The sequence below is a fragment of the Paenibacillus crassostreae genome, assembly GCF_001857945.1.
GTDB lineage: Bacteria > Bacillota > Bacilli > Paenibacillales > Paenibacillaceae > Paenibacillus_AQ > Paenibacillus_AQ crassostreae.
Genome location: NZ_CP017770.1, coordinates 1,878,603 through 1,896,552, shown reverse-complemented (window position 1 = coordinate 1,896,552; position 17,950 = coordinate 1,878,603). Strand labels below are relative to the sequence as shown.

The 17,950-nt window shown below is 39.5% G+C and carries 21 protein-coding genes and 1 other annotated feature; of the genes, 14 read left to right on the top strand and 7 right to left on the bottom strand.

The genetic code is table 11. The features are described 5' to 3' along the window. Positions 1 to 50 precede the first annotated feature (50 nt). From nadE to mutY, 3 genes are all read left to right on the top strand, one after another. Positions 51 to 860, top strand: coding sequence for an ammonia-dependent NAD(+) synthetase (gene nadE, locus LPB68_RS09000; RefSeq protein ID WP_068661415.1), 810 nt, complete (start codon positions 51 to 53; stop codon positions 858 to 860). Positions 861 to 1,043: 183 nt separating this feature from the next. Then, entirely contained in the window at positions 1,044 to 1,442 is a 399-nt protein-coding gene (gene acpS, locus LPB68_RS08995) for a holo-ACP synthase (protein WP_068661414.1), read from the top strand. A 57-nt stretch (positions 1,443 to 1,499) separates the two neighbouring features. Beyond that, the gene (gene mutY / locus LPB68_RS08990; protein ID WP_068661413.1) at positions 1,500 to 2,666 is read left to right on the top strand and encodes an A/G-specific adenine glycosylase; all 1,167 of its coding nucleotides are present in this window, start codon (positions 1,500 to 1,502) and stop codon (positions 2,664 to 2,666) included. A gap of 80 nt (positions 2,667 to 2,746) precedes the next feature. Here the strand turns inward: mutY and LPB68_RS08985 are convergent, their stop codons facing one another. Further along, positions 2,747 to 3,358, bottom strand: a complete 612-nt coding sequence (locus LPB68_RS08985) for a superoxide dismutase (RefSeq protein ID WP_068661412.1) — start codon at positions 3,356 to 3,358, stop codon at positions 2,747 to 2,749. A 559-nt stretch (positions 3,359 to 3,917) separates the two neighbouring features. On the opposite strand from LPB68_RS08985, the gene LPB68_RS08980 reads away from it, so the two are divergent. The 6 genes from LPB68_RS08980 (at position 3,918) to folE (ending at position 8,883) form a co-directional block, all read left to right on the top strand. Continuing rightward, the gene (locus LPB68_RS08980; protein ID WP_068661411.1) at positions 3,918 to 4,343 is read left to right on the top strand and encodes a GNAT family N-acetyltransferase; all 426 of its coding nucleotides are present in this window, start codon (positions 3,918 to 3,920) and stop codon (positions 4,341 to 4,343) included. 145 nt (positions 4,344 to 4,488) lie between these two features. Further along, complete coding sequence (lepB, locus tag LPB68_RS08975; RefSeq protein ID WP_068661410.1) at positions 4,489 to 5,106, top strand: signal peptidase I; 618 nt, start codon at positions 4,489 to 4,491, stop codon at positions 5,104 to 5,106. Positions 5,107 to 5,134: 28 nt separating this feature from the next. Next, the gene (gene queG, locus LPB68_RS08970; protein ID WP_068661409.1) at positions 5,135 to 6,877 is read left to right on the top strand and encodes a tRNA epoxyqueuosine(34) reductase QueG; all 1,743 of its coding nucleotides are present in this window, start codon (positions 5,135 to 5,137) and stop codon (positions 6,875 to 6,877) included. Positions 6,878 to 6,897: 20 nt separating this feature from the next. Next, positions 6,898 to 7,929, top strand: a complete 1,032-nt coding sequence (locus LPB68_RS08965) for an HD-GYP domain-containing protein (protein ID WP_068661408.1) — start codon at positions 6,898 to 6,900, stop codon at positions 7,927 to 7,929. A gap of 83 nt (positions 7,930 to 8,012) precedes the next feature. Further along, positions 8,013 to 8,249, top strand: coding sequence for a YneF family protein (locus tag LPB68_RS08960; RefSeq protein WP_068661407.1), 237 nt, complete (start codon positions 8,013 to 8,015; stop codon positions 8,247 to 8,249). A 43-nt stretch (positions 8,250 to 8,292) separates the two neighbouring features. Continuing rightward, on the top strand, positions 8,293 to 8,883 hold the full coding sequence (gene folE / locus LPB68_RS08955) for a GTP cyclohydrolase I FolE (RefSeq protein WP_068661406.1): 591 nt from the start codon (positions 8,293 to 8,295) through the stop codon (positions 8,881 to 8,883). A 104-nt stretch (positions 8,884 to 8,987) separates the two neighbouring features. Here the strand turns inward: folE and LPB68_RS08950 are convergent, their stop codons facing one another. Further along, positions 8,988 to 9,998: an alpha/beta hydrolase gene (locus tag LPB68_RS08950; protein ID WP_099458734.1), complete on the bottom strand. Its 1,011-nt coding sequence runs from the start codon at positions 9,996 to 9,998 to the stop codon at positions 8,988 to 8,990. Between the two features lie 168 nt (positions 9,999 to 10,166). Between LPB68_RS08950 and LPB68_RS08945 the strand changes: the two genes are divergently transcribed. Further along, positions 10,167 to 10,910, top strand: a complete 744-nt coding sequence (locus tag LPB68_RS08945) for an IclR family transcriptional regulator (RefSeq protein WP_068661405.1) — start codon at positions 10,167 to 10,169, stop codon at positions 10,908 to 10,910. 24 nt (positions 10,911 to 10,934) lie between these two features. Here the strand turns inward: LPB68_RS08945 and LPB68_RS08940 are convergent, their stop codons facing one another. The 3 genes from LPB68_RS08940 to LPB68_RS08930 all read right to left on the bottom strand — a co-directional run bounded on the left by LPB68_RS08940 (position 10,935) and on the right by LPB68_RS08930 (position 12,875). Next, positions 10,935 to 12,035 carry a DUF1648 domain-containing protein gene (locus LPB68_RS08940; RefSeq protein WP_068661404.1) on the bottom strand — a complete coding sequence of 367 codons (1,101 nt, stop codon included), beginning with the start codon at positions 12,033 to 12,035 and terminating at the stop codon, positions 10,935 to 10,937. After that, a complete protein-coding gene (locus tag LPB68_RS08935) occupies positions 12,032 to 12,433 on the bottom strand; it encodes a GntR family transcriptional regulator (RefSeq protein WP_068661403.1) in 402 nt (133 codons plus the stop codon). Before LPB68_RS08935 ends, LPB68_RS08940 begins: the two co-directional genes overlap by 4 nt. A gap of 196 nt (positions 12,434 to 12,629) precedes the next feature. Further along, positions 12,630 to 12,875, bottom strand: coding sequence for an alpha/beta-type small acid-soluble spore protein (locus LPB68_RS08930; RefSeq protein ID WP_068661402.1), 246 nt, complete (start codon positions 12,873 to 12,875; stop codon positions 12,630 to 12,632). A 188-nt stretch (positions 12,876 to 13,063) separates the two neighbouring features. After that, positions 13,064 to 13,302: a binding site (T-box leader), on the top strand. A 57-nt stretch (positions 13,303 to 13,359) separates the two neighbouring features. On the opposite strand from LPB68_RS08930, the gene trpS reads away from it, so the two are divergent. Further along, positions 13,360 to 14,349 carry a tryptophan--tRNA ligase gene (gene trpS / locus LPB68_RS08925; RefSeq protein ID WP_068661401.1) on the top strand — a complete coding sequence of 330 codons (990 nt, stop codon included), beginning with the start codon at positions 13,360 to 13,362 and terminating at the stop codon, positions 14,347 to 14,349. On the opposite strand, the gene LPB68_RS08920 is transcribed toward trpS, so the two are convergent. Further along, positions 14,346 to 14,531, bottom strand: a complete 186-nt coding sequence (locus LPB68_RS08920; protein ID WP_068661400.1) for a hypothetical protein — start codon at positions 14,529 to 14,531, stop codon at positions 14,346 to 14,348. The genes trpS and LPB68_RS08920 overlap by 4 nt on opposite strands. Before the next feature lie 117 nt (positions 14,532 to 14,648). Between LPB68_RS08920 and LPB68_RS08915 the strand changes: the two genes are divergently transcribed. Continuing rightward, complete coding sequence (locus LPB68_RS08915; protein WP_068661399.1) at positions 14,649 to 14,876, top strand: alpha/beta-type small acid-soluble spore protein; 228 nt, start codon at positions 14,649 to 14,651, stop codon at positions 14,874 to 14,876. A 218-nt stretch (positions 14,877 to 15,094) separates the two neighbouring features. Here the strand turns inward: LPB68_RS08915 and LPB68_RS08910 are convergent, their stop codons facing one another. Continuing rightward, the gene (locus LPB68_RS08910; protein ID WP_068661398.1) at positions 15,095 to 16,087 is read right to left on the bottom strand and encodes a metal-dependent hydrolase; all 993 of its coding nucleotides are present in this window, start codon (positions 16,085 to 16,087) and stop codon (positions 15,095 to 15,097) included. A gap of 225 nt (positions 16,088 to 16,312) precedes the next feature. Here LPB68_RS08910 and cyoE point away from each other — a divergent pair, with 225 nt between their 5' ends. Next, positions 16,313 to 17,236 (top strand): heme o synthase, encoded by a 924-nt coding sequence (gene cyoE, locus LPB68_RS08905; RefSeq protein ID WP_418303832.1) that lies wholly within the window; start codon positions 16,313 to 16,315, stop codon positions 17,234 to 17,236. Positions 17,237 to 17,297: 61 nt separating this feature from the next. Then, entirely contained in the window at positions 17,298 to 17,915 is a 618-nt protein-coding gene (locus LPB68_RS08900; RefSeq protein ID WP_068661396.1) for an SCO family protein, read from the top strand. The last annotated feature ends 35 nt before the right edge of the window (positions 17,916 to 17,950 follow it).

Genomic DNA, 17,950 nt, shown 5'->3' with positions numbered 1-17,950 from the left:
TCCGGGGTTTTATGTAGGTCATCATATTTAGGGATTGGAGTGCGTATCATATGAGTTTACAAGCACAAATTATTGACGAATTAGGTGTGAAATCATCAATAAATGTAGAATCAGAAGTTAAGAAAAGAGTAGACTTTTTAAAAGATTACGTGAAAAAAGCAGGATCCACAGGGCTTCTTATTGCGATTAGTGGTGGGATTGATAGTGCTGTAGCTGCAGGTTTGTGCAATATAGCTACGGATGAATTATCGAAAGAAACAGGTCGAGATTACATGACGCTTGGTGTATTTCAACCTTATGGGACTCAGGAAGATATCGATGATAGTTATGCTGTTGCTAAGGCATTTGATCTTAAACATACGTTAGAGACAAACATTGAGGATGCGGTGACTGAAGTAGCATTGGAAGTTGAGCAGGGACTCAAGGGTTTGGGAATACATCGTCATATGACCCATCAAGGTAAAGGGAATGTCAAAGCAAGAACGCGGATGGTTGTACAATATGCACTAGCATTTGAATTGAATCTGATTGTTGTAGGAACGGATCATGCATCTGAAGCGATTACAGGATTTTATACGAAATGGGGAGACGGCGCGGTAGATATTACACCACTTAGTTCCCTGAATAAGCGTCAAGTTCGTCAGCTTGCGGCATATATGGGTGTACCACAGTCCATATTAGATAAAGCACCTTCTGCTGGGCTCTGGGAAGGCCAGACGGATGAGAATGAGCTAGGGATTACATACGAAGAGAATAGCGATTATCTGGAAGGCAAGGAAATACCCTCGGCATCTAAAGAACGGCTGGAAAGTTTCTATTTGAAGACAACTCACAAACGCAATTCCATACCGGGAATATAAGCAGGTGTATTATAACTTGTGTTCAAGAATTGAATAAGATGAATTCTTCCAATGGAGTGCAACACTGGTAACAGAGTTGGCACTCTATTTATTTATTTGGAATGTAATAAATGGAATTGTCGCAACGAGAAGTAGTGCCTGATACAATAAGGTATAAAGGAAGGTACGGAAGGTGTGAAATATATGATATATGGAATTGGACATGATGTGCTTGAAATTAAGCGAGTGGATGATATTCTTAACGGAAGAACGGGACAAGCGTTCATGAGAAGGGTGCTGACAAGCCAGGAATTTCAATTAGCTCAAGGACGCGGACTGAAGAAAGTAGAATTTACGGCTGGGAGATTTGCAGCCAAAGAGGCTATTGTTAAAGCGTTTGGTTGTGGTATAGGTGCGATTATAAATTTTGGAGATATTGAGATACTTCCGGATCCCTTAGGGAAGCCAAAGGTGGAATTAAGTAAGGTTGCATGGGAAAGATTAAATCTTCCTGCACAACCGATGGAGTATACTATTCATTTGAGCATTACACATCAAAGAGAACTGGCGTCAGCATTTGCTGTCATAGAGAGAGTAACATAGGTATAGTTAGAGGCGATTCGATTTGATTGGAATACAGGATAGAGAAGGAGAAACATCATGTCTAATGTTGAACAACAACGCTATTTCAGTAAGAATCTGCTGGAATGGTATCTTAAGAATCGTCGGGATTTACCTTGGCGTCGCCATCGTAACCCTTATTATATTTGGATATCTGAAATTATGCTTCAACAAACACGTGTAGATACAGTCATTCCCTACTTCAATCGATTTATAGAAAGATTCCCAACGATTACGGATCTGGCTAACGCACCTGAACAGGATGTATTGAAGTGTTGGGAAGGTCTTGGGTATTACTCACGTGCACGAAATTTACAGTATGCTGCTCAACAAGTATTAGATTTGCACGATGGACTGGTTCCCAACGACAAGGAGAGTGTTATCGCACTCAAAGGTGTAGGTCCATATACAGCAGGAGCTATTCTTAGCATAGCTTATAATCAACCTGAACCAGCCGTCGATGGCAATGTAATGAGGGTATTATCTAGATACTTCTTAATTGAGGAAGATATCATGAAAGGTAGTACACGTACTCTTATGGAGAAATTAGTGGTGGAATTAATTCCTGAAGGGCAAGCCTCTCATTTTAACCAGGCGTTGATGGAGCTCGGTGCTTTGGTATGCACGCCTAAGTCTCCATATTGCCTAACCTGTCCCGTCATGGAATATTGTGAGGCAAGGATAACTGGGAAGGAAGGTGATCTTCCGCTGAAATCGAAGAGTAAACCACCTCGTCCAGAACAACGTATAGTGGGGCTTATTGAAGGGCAAGGGGCTCATACTGGCCAGCTATTGATTAGACAACGTCCAGAGAGTGGCTTACTTGCTCGGATGTGGGAACTCCCACATGTCCTATCTCCCATTAGTCGCGGAGCGAGGTTAGTTGACCAACAAGCACAGGAGGTTTTGAGTGTTGAATTGCTAACTGAAGGGATTCCAGCCACACCAGTTGAGCATTTCATGGACGCAGAACATATATTTAGTCATATTCGTTGGAATCTTCAGGTCTATCGTTGTAAGGAGGAAGTGAAACAGCATCTTATCGCGGAGAGTGCAACAACGTATGGTGTAGAGGATGAGGCGGAAATCGGAGATTCTATGACGGAGTATCGCTGGATTGGTAAAGAGGATATGCAGTTATATGCTTTTCCTAATGTTTTCCTCAAAATTGCTAATGCTTATTTTGAAGAACAACACACTAAATAGAGGTAAGATAATAATAACCCGCATTCCATTTGGAATGCGGGTTATTGTTGTAAATAGTAGAGAGTTTAAGCTTGTTTCAATTATTTCGCAGCAGCGTAATTCTTGCTAACTGCATCCCAGTTAACTACGTTCCAGAAAGCAGAAATGTAATCAGGACGTTTGTTTTGGTATTTTAGGTAGTAAGCATGCTCCCATACGTCAAGTCCAAGAATAGGAGTCAAGCCTTCACTAAGTGGGTTGTCTTGGTTCGGTGTGCTTGTTACAGCTAGTTTACCGTCTTTACCAACAACAAGCCATGCCCAGCCACTTCCGAAACGAGTCGTAGCCGCTTTAGCAAAGTCTTCTTTGAATTTATCAAGACCACCAAGCTCACTATCAATGGCTTGTGACAATTCACCGGTAGGGTTTCCACCGCCGTTTGGTCCAATGATTTCCCAGAATAGGCTGTGGTTTGCGTGTCCTCCACCGTTATTACGAACAGCAGTACGAATTTCCTCAGGAACACTTCCAAGACCTATAAGTAACTCTTCAATCGTTTTGTTTTGCAGTTCAGGTGCTTTTTCCAATGCTGCATTCAGATTGGTAACATATGTGTTATGGTGACGATCGTGGTGAATTTCCATCGTTTGTGCATCAATATGTGGTTCTAATGCATCATTTGAATAAGGTAGAGATGGTAGTTGAAATGCCATGGTAAATTACCTCCTGCGTTTTGGTTTTTATTAATCTCTATGAATAAAGGATGGTATAAGCATCCTTCATACAACATATGTAGATATATTGACTGTACTAAAGAAATCTTTAGCACATGTTTCCATACGGATGTACTATTTAGAAGCCATCCGGTGATGTACAACGATTATTATGCAGAATTGATTGTGTACATAGTATTATTAAACCGTATTTAACAGATTAAATCAACATTTATGTTTGTAAAGTCGGTTTAATAAATTCCACCTTTTTCTGCTTGTTTACAAAACATATATATATTATCCCTATATTAAATGAAATATCAAAAATAAAATTAGAAACTTATGGTAAAAGGACAAAAATATATTTAAAAAATATAGATATAAAGCGCTTACAGAAGAAAACAAGTGTAATATGAAGAAAAATGTGTTTTAATGGACTAGAAACATGGAATTTCAGTATATTTGTCGTAATAATTATATTCGAGTTTATTGTAAAAGTTACATCAAGATGAGTTTTTATGTAAACCGAATAATGCTGAAGAAAAGGGAGATTTATGATATGCATGTACGTTCCTTTCAGTTAAGTGACTGTAAACCAGTAACTGAACTACTTCAGGTTGCTTTATCTGAGGAGTGTTTTGAGAATACGATTCAACCATTCTCTAGACAACTCCAATGGGATTCCGACCTGATCATGGTAGCAGAAGAAGATGGAGAAATTGTGGGGGCATTGATCGGTACGATTGAGTACAACCATGGTTGCTATTTTAGAATTGCTATTCATCCTGATTACCGGCGTAGAGGGATTGGCAAAGCCCTTGTTAAAGCCATGGAACAACGTTTTCAACAACGAAAAGTCAGCCGTATCATGATTGTTGGAGATGAACAGAATCTCACATCAATGCCATTTTTTGAAGCTATGGGTTATGGTGCTAACAAAATTATGGAAGCTTTCCAGAAACTTAGTATCGTGGCGCACTTGTAAAATCAGATATAATAACTAAGTATATATAGAGTAAGACTAATTTTCCAATATTAAGCATATCGTGCAACCGTTGCAAAAACGGAGCGGATATGCTTTTCTATTTATATGCACTTTTAGGTGTATTAGAATGAAAAAGAGGTGTAATATGGATCGCAATGATTTATTAGATGGAGCTCCATTGGATAGCTCTTCTTCTCCAAGTTCCTCTCCTAATCCAACGGTAAATGATAAAAAATCAGGTTGGAAAGCGGAATTATGGGACTGGATTAAAACACTTGTTGTGGTGTTTGTAGTCATGTCATTACTTAATATGTTTGTGTTCAATTTATCTATGGTAAAAGGTCAATCTATGCAACCAACGTTAGTAGAACGTGAACGATTGTTCATCAATAAAATCATATATAACTTCTCATCACCTCAAAAAGGTGAAATTGTAGTGCTTCATGATCCTAGTCGGGATGATACTAAGAAAGAGTTTCTTGTGAAGCGGATCATAGGTGTTCCTGGAGATGTGGTTGAGGTTAAAGACCATCAACTGTATATTAATGGACAATTACAACAAGAGGATTACATTGATATAAGTATTCAAGATGCTGATTTCTCTGGGATTACAATAGGTGAGGATGAATATTTCGTTATGGGAGATAACCGTCATCTGGGAGAGAGTAAGGATAGTCGTTATTTTGGTGCAGTTAACTCCGATTCGATTGTCGGCAGGGCAGAATTTATTTTTTGGCCATTTAATAAAGTTAGAGGACTATAATCTATAAATAAAAAGGGGGGATGGGGAGATGAAGAACGAAATAATAAGTTTACAGACATCTTATGCTCCCTCAACATCACCTTGGGAGCAACTGAAAAGAGATATCCAAGAAGCTGCACCCAGTATGGGTATTGATGATATTGGTTTTACTACGGCGGATCCTTTTGTATCACTGAAGTCATTGTTGCAGGAACAACGTGATCGTGGTTATGATTCTGGATTCGAAGAACCTGATTTGGACAAAAGAGTGACACCAACTCTAGCTACATCACAACCTGCATCCTTGATTGCAATCGCTGTGGCATATCCATCGAAGATGGTGAATCCACCGAAATCGGAATCAGGTGCGAATCGCGGGATTCTAGCTCGAACTGCTTGGGGAAGAGATTATCATCATGTATTACGTGAGGCGATGGAGAAACTTGAAAAGTTCATTAAAGATCGTGTTCCGGAAGCCGTCATTGAGAATATGGTTGATACGGGAGCTCTGGTCGATCGGGCAGTTGCAGAACGGGCAGGCATTGGATTTAGTGGTAAAAATTGTTTGATTATTTCACCGAAATGGGGATCATGGATCTATCTTGGCGAGATGGTAACGAATATTCCCTTTCCGCCGGATACACAAGTAACAGAAGATTGTGGAGAGTGTACGAAATGTATCGATGCTTGCCCAACAGGGGCGATTGTGGCTCCCGGACAGCTTAATGCGCAACGTTGTATATCGTTCTTGACACAAACAAAAGGTTTATTGAACGAAGATCAGATGGTGAAGATCGGTAATCGGCTTTATGGTTGTGATACTTGTCAGATTGTTTGCCCTAAGAATCGTGGTAAAAATTGGGAACATAACGAGCAGCTTTTACCAGATCCAGAGCTAGTTAAGTCTCTCTTGTTCCCTATATTAGACTTAAGTAATAGAGAATTCAAAGAAAAATTCGGGGTGAGTGCAGCGGCTTGGAGAGGGAAGAAACCTATTCAGAGAAATGCTATTATTGCACTGGGTAATTTTAAAGATCGTACCGCTGTTCCCAGATTAGAAGAAGTATTGCTACACGACGAACGAGTTGAAATGCGGGGAACCGCTGCATGGGCGTTGGGGAGAATTGGAGGAGATGAAGCTTTGAATAGTATTATGAAGGGCATAGCTGTAGAGCAAGATGAATCAGTTCAAGACATGTTAAAGAAAGCCCAAGATAAGCTACAACCGGCACAAATGGAAGTGGACAATTCGCATGAGGTTATTTATTACGATGAAATAACGACACCCATTGGGGTGTTAACCTTGTGTACAACTGAAATAGGCATTTGTTTAGTTGAATTTGGTTCATTTTTCATTAGAGAAGCTAATATACAACAATGGGCGCGAATTTGGGCGAAAGAAGCTATATTTATACAGGATGGAACACGACTAAATGAAGTGAGAATTCAGTTGGAACAGTATTTTTCTAATGAGCGGAAACAATTTGATCTACCAATGGATATGAGAGGTACACCATTTCAACTACAAGTATGGACAGCACTTGCCGATATTCCATATGGGGACACTAGTTCATATAAACAATTGGCAGAGTCTATTGATCGTCCTAAAGCAATACGAGCTGTGGGAGGGGCCAATAACAAAAATCCGGTTCCCATTATCATCCCTTGCCATCGTGTTATTGGTGCACAAGGTGAATTAGTGGGATACGGTGGGGGTCTGGAAATAAAACGTCATCTCTTGTCTGTAGAAGGTTCATTATCTGAAAGAAATCAAATTAGAAATGGTAAGTAGTAGGGTTTAGGGGGGCATTCATGAGATATGTAAATATTGATGATGTAGAAGCAGGGCAGTTTCTCGGAAAAGCAGTATATTCAGGAAATGGAACAGTACTCCTGTCAGCAGGAGTTCAGCTCACTGTTTATATGGTTAATACACTTAATCGGATCGGTGTAACAATGCTTTATATTCAGGATCCTCTATTTGAAGATGTAGAGGCAGAGGATATATTGCAAGAAGCGACCAAACAGACGCTCATTCACGGAATAAGCGACACATTTGAGGCGGTTCGATCAGGCAAGGAATGGAACGCTCAAAAGATTGGTACAAGTGTTGAGAAGCTATTGACTGATATTATAGATAATAAGGATCTACTCATAGAATTGACGGAGATTCGTACAGTCGACAATGATCAATATGTACATGCCATGAATGTTTGTTTAATATCAACAGTTATGGGCATTAATTTAGGCTTGAATTATATTCAGGCGAAAGAATTAGCAATCGGAGCCTTGTTGCATGACATAGGCAAGACGGGGTTGTCAGCCGAAGAGGAAATCATTCCAGGAGTGAAGAATCACCATACTTGGCGTGGATTTGAAAAACTTAAGAACAAACGAGAATTCAATCTTCTAATTGCACATGTGGCATTACAACATCATGAAAGAGTGGATGGCTTAGGTATTCCACGTGGTTTAGCAGGGGAAGAGATTCATATCTATGCCAAAATCGTTGCGGTAGCCAATATGTATGATCATTTAATCAGTCATTTGGAAGGTGGGAAATCACTTCTTCCACATGAGGCTTGTGAGGAAATGATGGCAATGTCAGAACAACAGCTAGATAGAGAAGTATTGATTCAATTTACGAGAATGGTGTCGGTTTATCCGAATGGTTCAGCTGTCCGCTTGTCCACCAAAGAGACCGGTGTTGTGGTGAGTCAGCATAGAGGACTTCCAGGCCGACCAGTAGTGCGTATTATTCGTAATGAAGGTAATGATATTGATATAAAAGAAATAGATTTAGCACAAGAAACGACGATTTTTATTGAGGGTGTTCTTGCATAGGATTATATTTGCTAGCCACTATTGGAAATGCTATGATATTGAGTATCTAAAAAATATAATCAATTGTGTCGAGGTGACTACGAATGGATATTGCACTTCCTATTATCACATTAGTTGTAGGATTAGTCGGGGGGTTTTTCATAGGCGTATATTACTTGCGTAAACAGATGGAAAAAATGCAAAGTGATCCACAAATGCTTCAAAAGATGGCTAAACAGATGGGATATAATCTGAATGGCAAGCAAATGCAAAAAGCACAACAAATGATGAAGAATCAGCCGCCTGTACCAAAGAGAGGCCAAAACCGTAAAGGTAAGTAATCCTTCATTTCTAAGAGTTGTGGCTGAGAGAGGAAGATGACCTGTGGCTGGAGTTAAAGACTATTCAAATACTGAAGTAAGTAAAAACCGTGAAAAGATCGAGTATCATATCGAACAAATACTAAATCTTGTTGGTGAAGATGCTAAGCGAGAAGGACTGTTAGAGACACCAGCACGTGTAACTCGTATGTACGAAGAGATTTTTGCAGGGTATGAGGTAGATCCTAGAGATGTACTAGGTGTAACTTTTGATGAAAATCATGAAGAACTTGTCATTGTAAAGGATATCGTGTATTACAGCCAATGTGAACATCATATGGCACCTTTCTTTGGTAAGATTCATATCGGATATATCCCTAGTGGCAAAATTGCTGGACTTAGTAAGTTTGCACGACTAGTCGAGGCAATCACTCGTCGGTTACAGGTTCAAGAGCGGATCACATCACAAATTGCGGATATTATTAATGAAGTATTGCAACCTAATGGTGTGATGGTTGTCGTAGAGGGAGAGCATTTATGCATGTGCTCTCGTGGAGTAAAGAAACCGGGTAGTAAAACGGTCACTTCTGCTGTTCGAGGAATATTTCGTGAAGATTCAGCATCGCGAGCGGAGTTTCTATCATTGGTTAAATAATAGAATCATACCGAATGTTGAAGTATTCTCAAGAATAAGAGGCACTGTCGCTAAGACAGTGCCTCTTTACCGCTAATTGGGATTTTGTACTTTGCTTCCTAAAGTTATTGTTCTAGAATATTCTTATTCAAGGACATATTCACCTGACTAAGGAAAGAAGAAACCCGATGTAAGTATTCACGAGAATGTTCTCGAAAGATGAGTTCATGATGACTGTCTTCAACAATCCACACATCTGATAATGGATTAGTCTGATTGGAAGCTAATGACTCAGCGATCCCATAAGGGGCTTTCGCATCCTCTGTTCCGTGCATGAAGAAAACGGGAAATGGATAATCTTTATTCTTCACTTGTTGGTATGGAATTTGATTGATACTAGTTCCATTCAGCACAGGGAACAATATCTGTAATATTTCTAAAGAGGGGTGTCGCGGTAAATCAATCTGGTTCTTAATATTATGATACAGTGTGTCCGGCTCCAAGAGGAATGCGCTATCAAGAATCATAGCATCAACATCATTGGTTTGAAGACCTGCTTGAAGTGCAGTTCCAGCTCCCATAGAAAAACCCCAAACGATAATTTGTTCTGCTTGGCGCTCTTTAGCAAGCTTGATAGCCCCAAGTAGTTGTTGAGTTTCAATCTTGCCTCCGGTAGCCACATCTTTATTATATTGAGCGGCAAATCCGTAGTCGAACATAACGATATTATAATTGAGTTTATGTGCGTAATGTGCAAGATCATACATAGGAACCCAAGACTCTTCACGATTTGCACCATAGCCATGGCTGAATACTATTGTTCTAGTGGAGCCTTCAGCAGGTATATACCACCCATGCATCATGCGGCTTCCATCGAGGGCGGGAAAAGTAACATTCTCATAATTCATAGATTTGGCGTCTAAAGGATTAGAGTATAACGGAGCAACCGTTGGATTAGATAAGACCCAAGCAATATAACCATGTAAGGCGATGAAACAAAAAACTAAGAAAAAGATAGCCGATAATATTAGTGCTACTATAATGTGCTTAACGCGAATGAATGGTGGCGAGATTGCCTCCGGTAGGTTGTGGATTGGTTGAGAGCCTAGGCCAGTAGTCTCAGATACTATATTCATATTGTGGCCCCCTTATTGTAATATTTATGTTATGCCTAGGGGGGATTAAAGTCAATGGAACTAGGACAATTGTAAGCCAATTGTAATATGTAGACTTTGAAATCGTTATTTTATATAATTATGTAACTATGTTTCACGTGGTGAAACGATAAGAAGGGGCGATTCATTATGGAAGAACGCAAATTGACGGTCCGGTCAGTAGAACGGGCACTTGATATATTGTTGTGTTTCACAAGAAATGATGAGCTTGGATTGACAGAGATTGCCGTGCAGATCGGTCTTCATAAGAGTACGGTTCATAGACTGCTCTCAACACTTGAGGAAAAGGGATTTGTTACTCGTGATAGATCGACTGAAAAGTATCGACTAGGTATAAAAGTATGGGAGTTATCTACACATTTAGCGCAAAGTGATGATCCTGCTACCATATTATTTCCAGCAATGAAGAAATTGAGAGATCGATTAGGAGAGACAGTTAGTCTTTATTTACGTGAGGGTAATGAACGACTTCGTATACAAGCGGTGCAAAGCACCCAAGCTGTACGACGTGTGGCACCGGTTGGTGCAAGACTTCCCTTGTATGTAGGTGCCTCTAGTAAGGTTCTTGTCGCATTCGCAACACCTGAAGAACAGGTAGAACTGTTAAACGATCCAGAGTGGCCAGATGCTGTAGATCGTGATTACTATATGAAACAGTTACAAGAGATTATAGAATGTGGATACGCAACTAGCTTTGAGGAAAGAGAGCCGGGTGCAGCAGCGATCTCCGTTCCGATTTTTAATCGAAATGGCATCATTACAGCTGCACTTTCCGTATCAGGTCCTGTGAACCGGCTTTCCATTGAAATACTTGATCAATATGCCCCTTTACTAAAGGAAGCAGCGCATGATATGGGGTTAATGATTTCATAATATACTTAATTTAAATTTATATATTTAATTTATGAGCAAGGAAACTACGATGAATACAAAGGGTATCCCAATCAGAAAGACCCAGCTCATCGGTCTGGCGAAATTGATTGTCCAACCGATCCCAGTTCGCTTTTCAATCCAAATCGATGGGTCTTGCGGATTGTAGTAAAAACTCCCCAACTTCCAGTAGGTATCATCATTTGCCGGCTGTGAATTAGAAGGTTTAGAAGATTTGCCAATTCGGTTGCCACTTTGACCTGTAATGAATGACAAGACTGCTGCCCCTATAATAATTATAGCTGTAAATAGGATGCTGACTAACATGATAATTTCTACATTGAGGTCAAATATCATATTCAATTGGATGAAGGCGAAGAGAATCACCAATAGTAGACCTGTAAAGATCAGATAGAGCGACCAGCTACGACGAAATAACATATTCTGTTTCAATGATTTCTTTGGATTACTTGAATTGAGTTGTTGTTTACTCTTCTGGATAGACAAATTAATGATCATGAATAAAATTGTCATCATTAACTGCATAAAGTTGAGGCCGAGGACTGTAACATAGGATTTATCTACACTTCTTATCACATTACCTTGAAGGTCGAATTTCATAGGTATTATTTCAGGGAATTGGTTGTAATATTTCACTGCCAATAGTGCGCTACCTACCGTAATAACTAGATGAAGGATAAACCATTTGTTAGAGAAAATTAGTTTATGTTGTCTAAATCCTGTATCAATAGAAACCATAGTCTTGCTAGATGCAGGAAGCGAAGGATGATCTAGTTTGTATTTCTTCATCGTAAAGTGGAAAGTAAGATTAAGTATCATAGAACTTACAAGAAACATTCCGACAGATAATCCGATCATGATCTCTTGCCTAAGAGAATTTTCTGTGGGTATAAAGATTAGAAAAAAGAGAAGTATGAGTATATAAATAATGGCACTAATCCAAGCATATTTCTTACGGAGTGATCTTATGGGTTCACTGTAGTACATTTCCTCACTAATTGATACTCCAAAGCTGACTGTATCCCGAGTGAGGTAAGGCATAAAGATAAGAGATGCAGCAATGGGAAGAAACATAAGAATAAAAATCAGAACTGATAGCCAATTCATTGGTCATTCTCCTTTCTAGGGGTCGAAATTTCACGATAAATTTGTTCTGTAATATCTAACATTTGTTCTTCAGACATACCACGACAAATAGCTTCTGCAATGATCGGCTTTAACTGGTTATACTGTTTCAATTCATACTCTGGCGTGATTTCGGGCATGCCATCAGGTTGAATAACGACTCCTTTTTGCCGATGTATTTGAATGAAACCTTCCTGTTTGAGCATAGTATAAGCCTTATTGACGGTGTGTAGATTGACGCCAATATCAGATGCTAATCCACGAACGGAGGGTAAAGCTTCTCCAGGTTGTAGATCACCATGGGCTATACCCTCGATTATCTGATTCATTAGTTGCGTGTAGATTGGAATATCGGATTGCATATCTAAATTGATAATCATAAAGCACCTCCTAATCAACTGTTATATTACAACTATAACAGTGCGATCAACTTTAGTAAAGAGCTATTACTGTCATGTAAATGCAATGTATCGTGGATAAAGCAAAAAAAGGACTAATCCCTCGGGTCAACTTTGACCGTTTGGGATAGCCCTATTTCTATTAAATCAACATTGAATACCATTAGAATAAAGCAAACTACCCGTTATTACGACCTGATAGTTGTTGTTCTGCTAACTGAACAAGTCGTTTGGTAATATATCCTCCCAAAGAACCAGTTTCACGGGAAGTGTAATTGCCATAGTAACCATCTTGAGGAATTTGAACACCTAATTCTTGGGCAGCTTCCATTTTTAATTGTTGCAAAGCTGCAGTAGCTTGAGGGACTACCAAGTTATTGGAACGACCGCTCCGACCTTGATTTTGTTGACCTGCTTGACCCATGTTTGTCACCTCCTTAGTAAGTAATGAGGTTATTATGGATTTAAACATATGAAAACATACAACAAGATGGTCGGTTTAGAAGTGGTAATTATTAGTTCAAACCACTTCATTTTCCTTTGGTGACTTGATTCATATTTGACAATAAGGGCTGCTGAGTCTTATGATTGCAGGTATATAACATGAAAAGATATAATGCGATGACAGGGACAAGTAAGTATCATTAGATGACCTTCAGAAAGCCGGTGGTTGATGCAAACCGGTGGTGTCGATGTACTGAATGGGCCCTTGAGTGCCAAGTTGAACGGGAAGATTTAATTTCCTTAATAGACTGGCCGTGTTTTCCACGTTACGGAAGTTGAAGGTCGCAAATGTTGTGCTTTGCTATTTGCGATAAATAAGGGTGGCACCACGGTCTCACGTCCCTTGCGGATGATGGGCCTTTTTCTGTTGTTTATTTTATATACAAAATATGGGAGGGATTACATTGAAAAAAGTACTTTCAGGCATAACACCTAGTGGAAGATTAACGTTGGGAAATTATATTGGAGCTATGAAGAATTTCGTGAAATTGCAGGATGAATATCAATGTTATTTCATGGTCGCTGATCTACATGCAATTACGGTACCACAGGAACCAGAAGATCTTCGGGAAAGATCAGAAGCGAACGCAGCGTTATATATTGCAGCAGGAATTGATGCTTCCAAATCAAATGTATTCTTGCAATCTGCGGTACATCAGCATGCGGAGCTCGGTTGGTTATTGACGACGTTAACATCCATGGGTGAGTTAGAGCGTATGACTCAGTATAAGGATAAATCAAATGGTAAGGAATCTGTTGGTGCAGGTCTATTTGTGTATCCATCGCTCATGGCTGCAGATATATTGCTATATAACGCAGATTTAGTTCCAGTGGGCGAAGATCAGAAACAGCATTTGGAGTTAACGCGGGATCTAGCAGGACGCTTCAATCACCGTTATGGGGAATGCTTTACCATGCCAGAACCCTATATTCCCAAAGTTGGAGCTCGCGTGATGTGTCTTGATGATGCTAGCAAAAAAATGAGTAAAAGTAGCACTGTCCCTGCAAGCTATATTGCTTTATTAGATGAACCAGATGTGATTCGTAAAAAGATCAGTAGAGCAACAACAGATTCAGGTGCAGAGGTTAGATATGATGTAGAGACTAAGCCGGAGATCAGTAATCTGATGAGTATTTATGCGGAATGTTCAGGATTATCTCTTGAAGATATTCGTTTGAAGTATGAAGGGAAGATGTATGGTGGCTTCAAGAAAGAGCTTGCAGAGGTTATCGTGAATACACTTGAACCTCTGCAGAAACGTTATTATGAAATCCGTGAGTCTGGCGAAATCCATGACATCTTAGCTCAAGGAGCTAACAATGCCAGTGAAATTGCCAGTAGCGTACTAGATGATGTGAAACAACGCATGGGATTTCTACCTTCGAAGCACTAATTAACATCTTCTATAGATGACTTTCTACGTTTAGCTTTGATGACGAAGCCCCAACCAATGTTACAGACAGCTAATGCAGTTAATAGAAATGCAAGCCAGCCTGAATGACTAATAGCGATAGCTGCTATTGCCAACAGGATAATGGATGAAGCTGCGAACCATAATGAAAGACCTTTGCTCATGTTAAAAACCTCCAGTATTTTATTAGATGAATAAAGTATAATGTTCTTCCATGAAGCCATACTAAGCTTGCAAGCTTGCACTTCATTACAGAAACAGAAGTGAAAGGAGATTATACTATGGCTCGAGGACAATCTGGTTCCAACAATCTCGTGGTTCCACAGGCAAGAGCAGCATTACAACAACTTAAGATGGAAGCAGCGCAAGAACTTGGTGTTACCATTCCTCAAGATGGGTATTATGGCAATTACACTTCCCGTGAGACTGGATCTTTGGGAGGATACATTACCAAACGATTGGTTCAATTAGCTGAGCAATCGCTTTCAGGAACAAATCGCAACTTGTAATTGATACTTGATATATGGATGCATCATGAAGCCTAGAGCATTTGCTCTAGGTTTTTTATTTCGGCATAGCCGTTTCTGCTTGTTTATAAAATTAGCTTAACACGAATCAATCTCATAATTACGCGAACCTGCATAGGCGATTATGAAATTGATTCATACATGTAGAATAAGTTACATAACAGTCTACATGTATATTAAGCTTGACGGGTCCACTCTTGTCAAGAAGAATAATCAATGGATAAGCGATCATTCATTTTGTCTTCACTCAACCATCCGATATATGAGCTGATTAATGTGAAATGCTTGTCCATTACGACAACGGCAACGAAGGGATACTGTGTTCGATGAAGGTAGCGAACATCAATCCAACGTACGATATAACCCTTGTCTATTTCTTCCACATCAGCAACAGCGAAAGATGTGAAATACAGTAGAGCTTGTACGTTAGGATGGTTCTTAGAGTGTTCAACGGCTTCATGCTGTGAAGAAGTTACGGATTGATGTTTCCATTGGAGATGATGTCGATTCATTACCCCAATAGTATAGCTTCCATCGGCTTGCAATTTAACAACGTTCCATTGATATAACAAAACGGTAGGGATGAGATAATAGATATCATCTTCTTTGTGTAGTGGGTCTAATTGAGCGACTTCGGCTGTTTTGAATAAATGGACAAGTGTTCTCCATATATAATAAACAATCGTTAAACAATAGAGAGTAATAAATAGTGGAGCAGGATCTAACATTCCAAGAACCCAAAGCAGAAGAGCCGCTATATGAGTTCCGAATATAAATGGATCAAAAATGTGAATGATATTCCAAGAAACCCACCGTTCAGTAAATGGTCGAAAAGCTTGAGTACCGTAAGTATTAAATAAATCACTAAATACATGAACACATACGGCAATCCCTGTCCACAAAGCTAAGTGAGGGATGTTGACGTCACCACGAAAGAGGAGTGCAATAACAGCCGTGATGAGTACAGTCCATATTAATAAGAAAGGGATAGAATGGGAAATACCTCTGTGATTACGGATATATACAGCATTATTCTTCAACCGAAGAACGCTATCAAGATCAGGTGCTTGTGATGCAAGGACAGTTCCTATGGTTACTGCTATCGCTAGTGAAGGAGTTGTCGCCACTAATGGATCAATATGTGCTAAACCTGCTAATGAAAGTCCCATGACAATATGTGTTCCAGTATCCATCAATAACCTCTCCTTTATCATCTTTACTATATCGCAAATGTACCAGTATAATCCAATTGCTTGGCTACTTGTAAAAAAAGATTCATCAAATCGTCAAAATGATCAATTCAAACCAGGTGTATAATGTGATACTTTTTACTTTTAATATGATAAACTTTATAGCGAATGATATTTAATTCAAGTAATAGACGGAACAGAGGAGGAACTTATCACGTGGATAGTCACATGAGTTACCAAGCTCCTTCTGATTCAGCAGCGATTTCTGTTAGTCAGACGCCACCAAGTGAATCAGGAACATGGAGAGACTTTATTAATATAACCAAACCGGGGATTATTCGTTCAAATTTAATAGCTGCGTTTGCAGGATTCTGGTTAGCCTCTCACTGGGATTTTCAATATGGCAAGATGATTATGACGTTACTGGGTACTGCCCTTGTGATGGCATCCTCATGTGTGTTTAATAACTACTTTGACAGGGAACTAGACTTGAAGATGGAACGGACGCGTGAACGCTCGCTACCTACAGGTCGATTGAAGCCACGTGTAGTATTATGGTATGCGATTACCCTAGGCGTGTTGGGAATAGGTATATTGTTTATATTTTCGGGCGTTCTTGCAGGTATCTTTGGGGTCTTGGGTGCCTTTGTTTATGTAGTGATCTATACGTTATGGCTTAAACGTTCTTCAACTTGGAGTACATCTGTTGGTGGAATATCGGGTGCGATGCCTCCTGTAATTGGTTATGTTGCGGTCACAGGAACTGTAGATATGGCTGCTTGGTTATTATTTGCAATGTTGTTCTTATGGCAACCTCCACATTTCTGGGCATTGGGTATAAGACGTGTAGAAGAATATCGTGCTGCAGGCTATCCATTACTACCTGTAGTCAAGGGAATCAGACGAACTAAATTCCAGATGATTCCTTACCTTATTGTGCTCATTATGGTTCCTATCTTAATGTACACATATGGATACGCGGGTATTTATTACATGGTGATTTCATTGGCCTTATCCGTGATGTGGTTATATCTCGCTCTAAAAGGGTTTCGCGCGAAGGATGATGAAGTGTGGGCTAAGAAAGTATTCCTATTCTCAATCAATTATTTAACATTAAGTCTAATTGCAATGATTATTAATACAACATTCTAGGAATAGGGTGAGAGGTTCAACATCACAATGACCTAATTGCAAGGATGGAGAGGAGCTACGGATGCAAACATTCAAACGATATAAGTGGACTTGGGCTTTAATTGGGATCATTATCATATTAGCAGGCTATTTATTGGTATCATCACTAGATCTAGGTAAGGAAAAGTGGCCGGTCATTAGTACTGTTCAGGATTTTTCATTGGAAAATGTAGATAAAACGACGGTCACTCTGGATGACACGAAGGGGAAAGTTCGATTATTCTACTTCTTTTTCACCAGTTGTCCAGATGTATGTCCTGTGACGACATTTATGTTATCTCAAGTGCAGGATAAGCTACAGGAAGAAGGCATATTTAAGGAAGATGTTGAGTTTGTCTCCATCTCATTTGATCCTGAAGTTGATAGTGTTGAGAAGATCAGGGAATTCGGTGATAAATTCAAGGTGGATTATGATGGATGGTATTTCTTACGCGGGGATAAGCAAAGTATCTGGGATTTAGCTGAGAAATCCTTTAAAATTATGATTATTGGGGATAAAGAAGGCAACTATTCTCATGCTAATCTAATTGCTCTCGTGGATCGTGATAATCAAGTACGCAATCTTTATAACGCTAATGATACAGATGATGTAACCGTAGAAATGTTAGTTAATGATATTAAGGATCTTGCCAAAGATTAATAAAATTGCTTGGTTTTGCACTCACTTCTTGCCCC

Excerpts from the sequence above, each read along its gene's own strand:
- nadE (WP_068661415.1), top strand. The coding sequence starts at position 51 with ATGAGTTTACAAGCACAAATTATTGACGAATTAGGTGTGAAATCATCA.
- acpS (WP_068661414.1), top strand. The coding sequence starts at position 1,044 with ATGATATATGGAATTGGACATGATGTGCTTGAAATTAAGCGAGTGGAT.
- mutY (WP_068661413.1), top strand. The coding sequence starts at position 1,500 with ATGTCTAATGTTGAACAACAACGCTATTTCAGTAAGAATCTGCTGGAA.
- LPB68_RS08985 (WP_068661412.1), bottom strand. The coding sequence starts at position 3,358 with ATGGCATTTCAACTACCATCTCTACCTTATTCAAATGATGCATTAGAA.
- LPB68_RS08980 (WP_068661411.1), top strand. The coding sequence starts at position 3,918 with ATGCATGTACGTTCCTTTCAGTTAAGTGACTGTAAACCAGTAACTGAA.
- lepB (WP_068661410.1), top strand. The coding sequence starts at position 4,489 with ATGGATCGCAATGATTTATTAGATGGAGCTCCATTGGATAGCTCTTCT.
- queG (WP_068661409.1), top strand. The coding sequence starts at position 5,135 with ATGAAGAACGAAATAATAAGTTTACAGACATCTTATGCTCCCTCAACA.
- LPB68_RS08965 (WP_068661408.1), top strand. The coding sequence starts at position 6,898 with ATGAGATATGTAAATATTGATGATGTAGAAGCAGGGCAGTTTCTCGGA.
- LPB68_RS08960 (WP_068661407.1), top strand. The coding sequence starts at position 8,013 with ATGGATATTGCACTTCCTATTATCACATTAGTTGTAGGATTAGTCGGG.
- LPB68_RS08950 (WP_099458734.1), bottom strand. The coding sequence starts at position 9,998 with ATGAATATAGTATCTGAGACTACTGGCCTAGGCTCTCAACCAATCCAC.
- LPB68_RS08945 (WP_068661405.1), top strand. The coding sequence starts at position 10,167 with ATGGAAGAACGCAAATTGACGGTCCGGTCAGTAGAACGGGCACTTGAT.
- LPB68_RS08940 (WP_068661404.1), bottom strand. The coding sequence starts at position 12,035 with ATGAATTGGCTATCAGTTCTGATTTTTATTCTTATGTTTCTTCCCATT.
- LPB68_RS08935 (WP_068661403.1), bottom strand. The coding sequence starts at position 12,433 with ATGATTATCAATTTAGATATGCAATCCGATATTCCAATCTACACGCAA.
- LPB68_RS08930 (WP_068661402.1), bottom strand. The coding sequence starts at position 12,875 with ATGGGTCAAGCAGGTCAACAAAATCAAGGTCGGAGCGGTCGTTCCAAT.
- LPB68_RS08920 (WP_068661400.1), bottom strand. The coding sequence starts at position 14,531 with ATGAGCAAAGGTCTTTCATTATGGTTCGCAGCTTCATCCATTATCCTG.
- LPB68_RS08915 (WP_068661399.1), top strand. The coding sequence starts at position 14,649 with ATGGCTCGAGGACAATCTGGTTCCAACAATCTCGTGGTTCCACAGGCA.
- LPB68_RS08910 (WP_068661398.1), bottom strand. The coding sequence starts at position 16,087 with ATGGATACTGGAACACATATTGTCATGGGACTTTCATTAGCAGGTTTA.
- cyoE (WP_418303832.1), top strand. The coding sequence starts at position 16,313 with ATGAGTTACCAAGCTCCTTCTGATTCAGCAGCGATTTCTGTTAGTCAG.
- LPB68_RS08900 (WP_068661396.1), top strand. The coding sequence starts at position 17,298 with ATGCAAACATTCAAACGATATAAGTGGACTTGGGCTTTAATTGGGATC.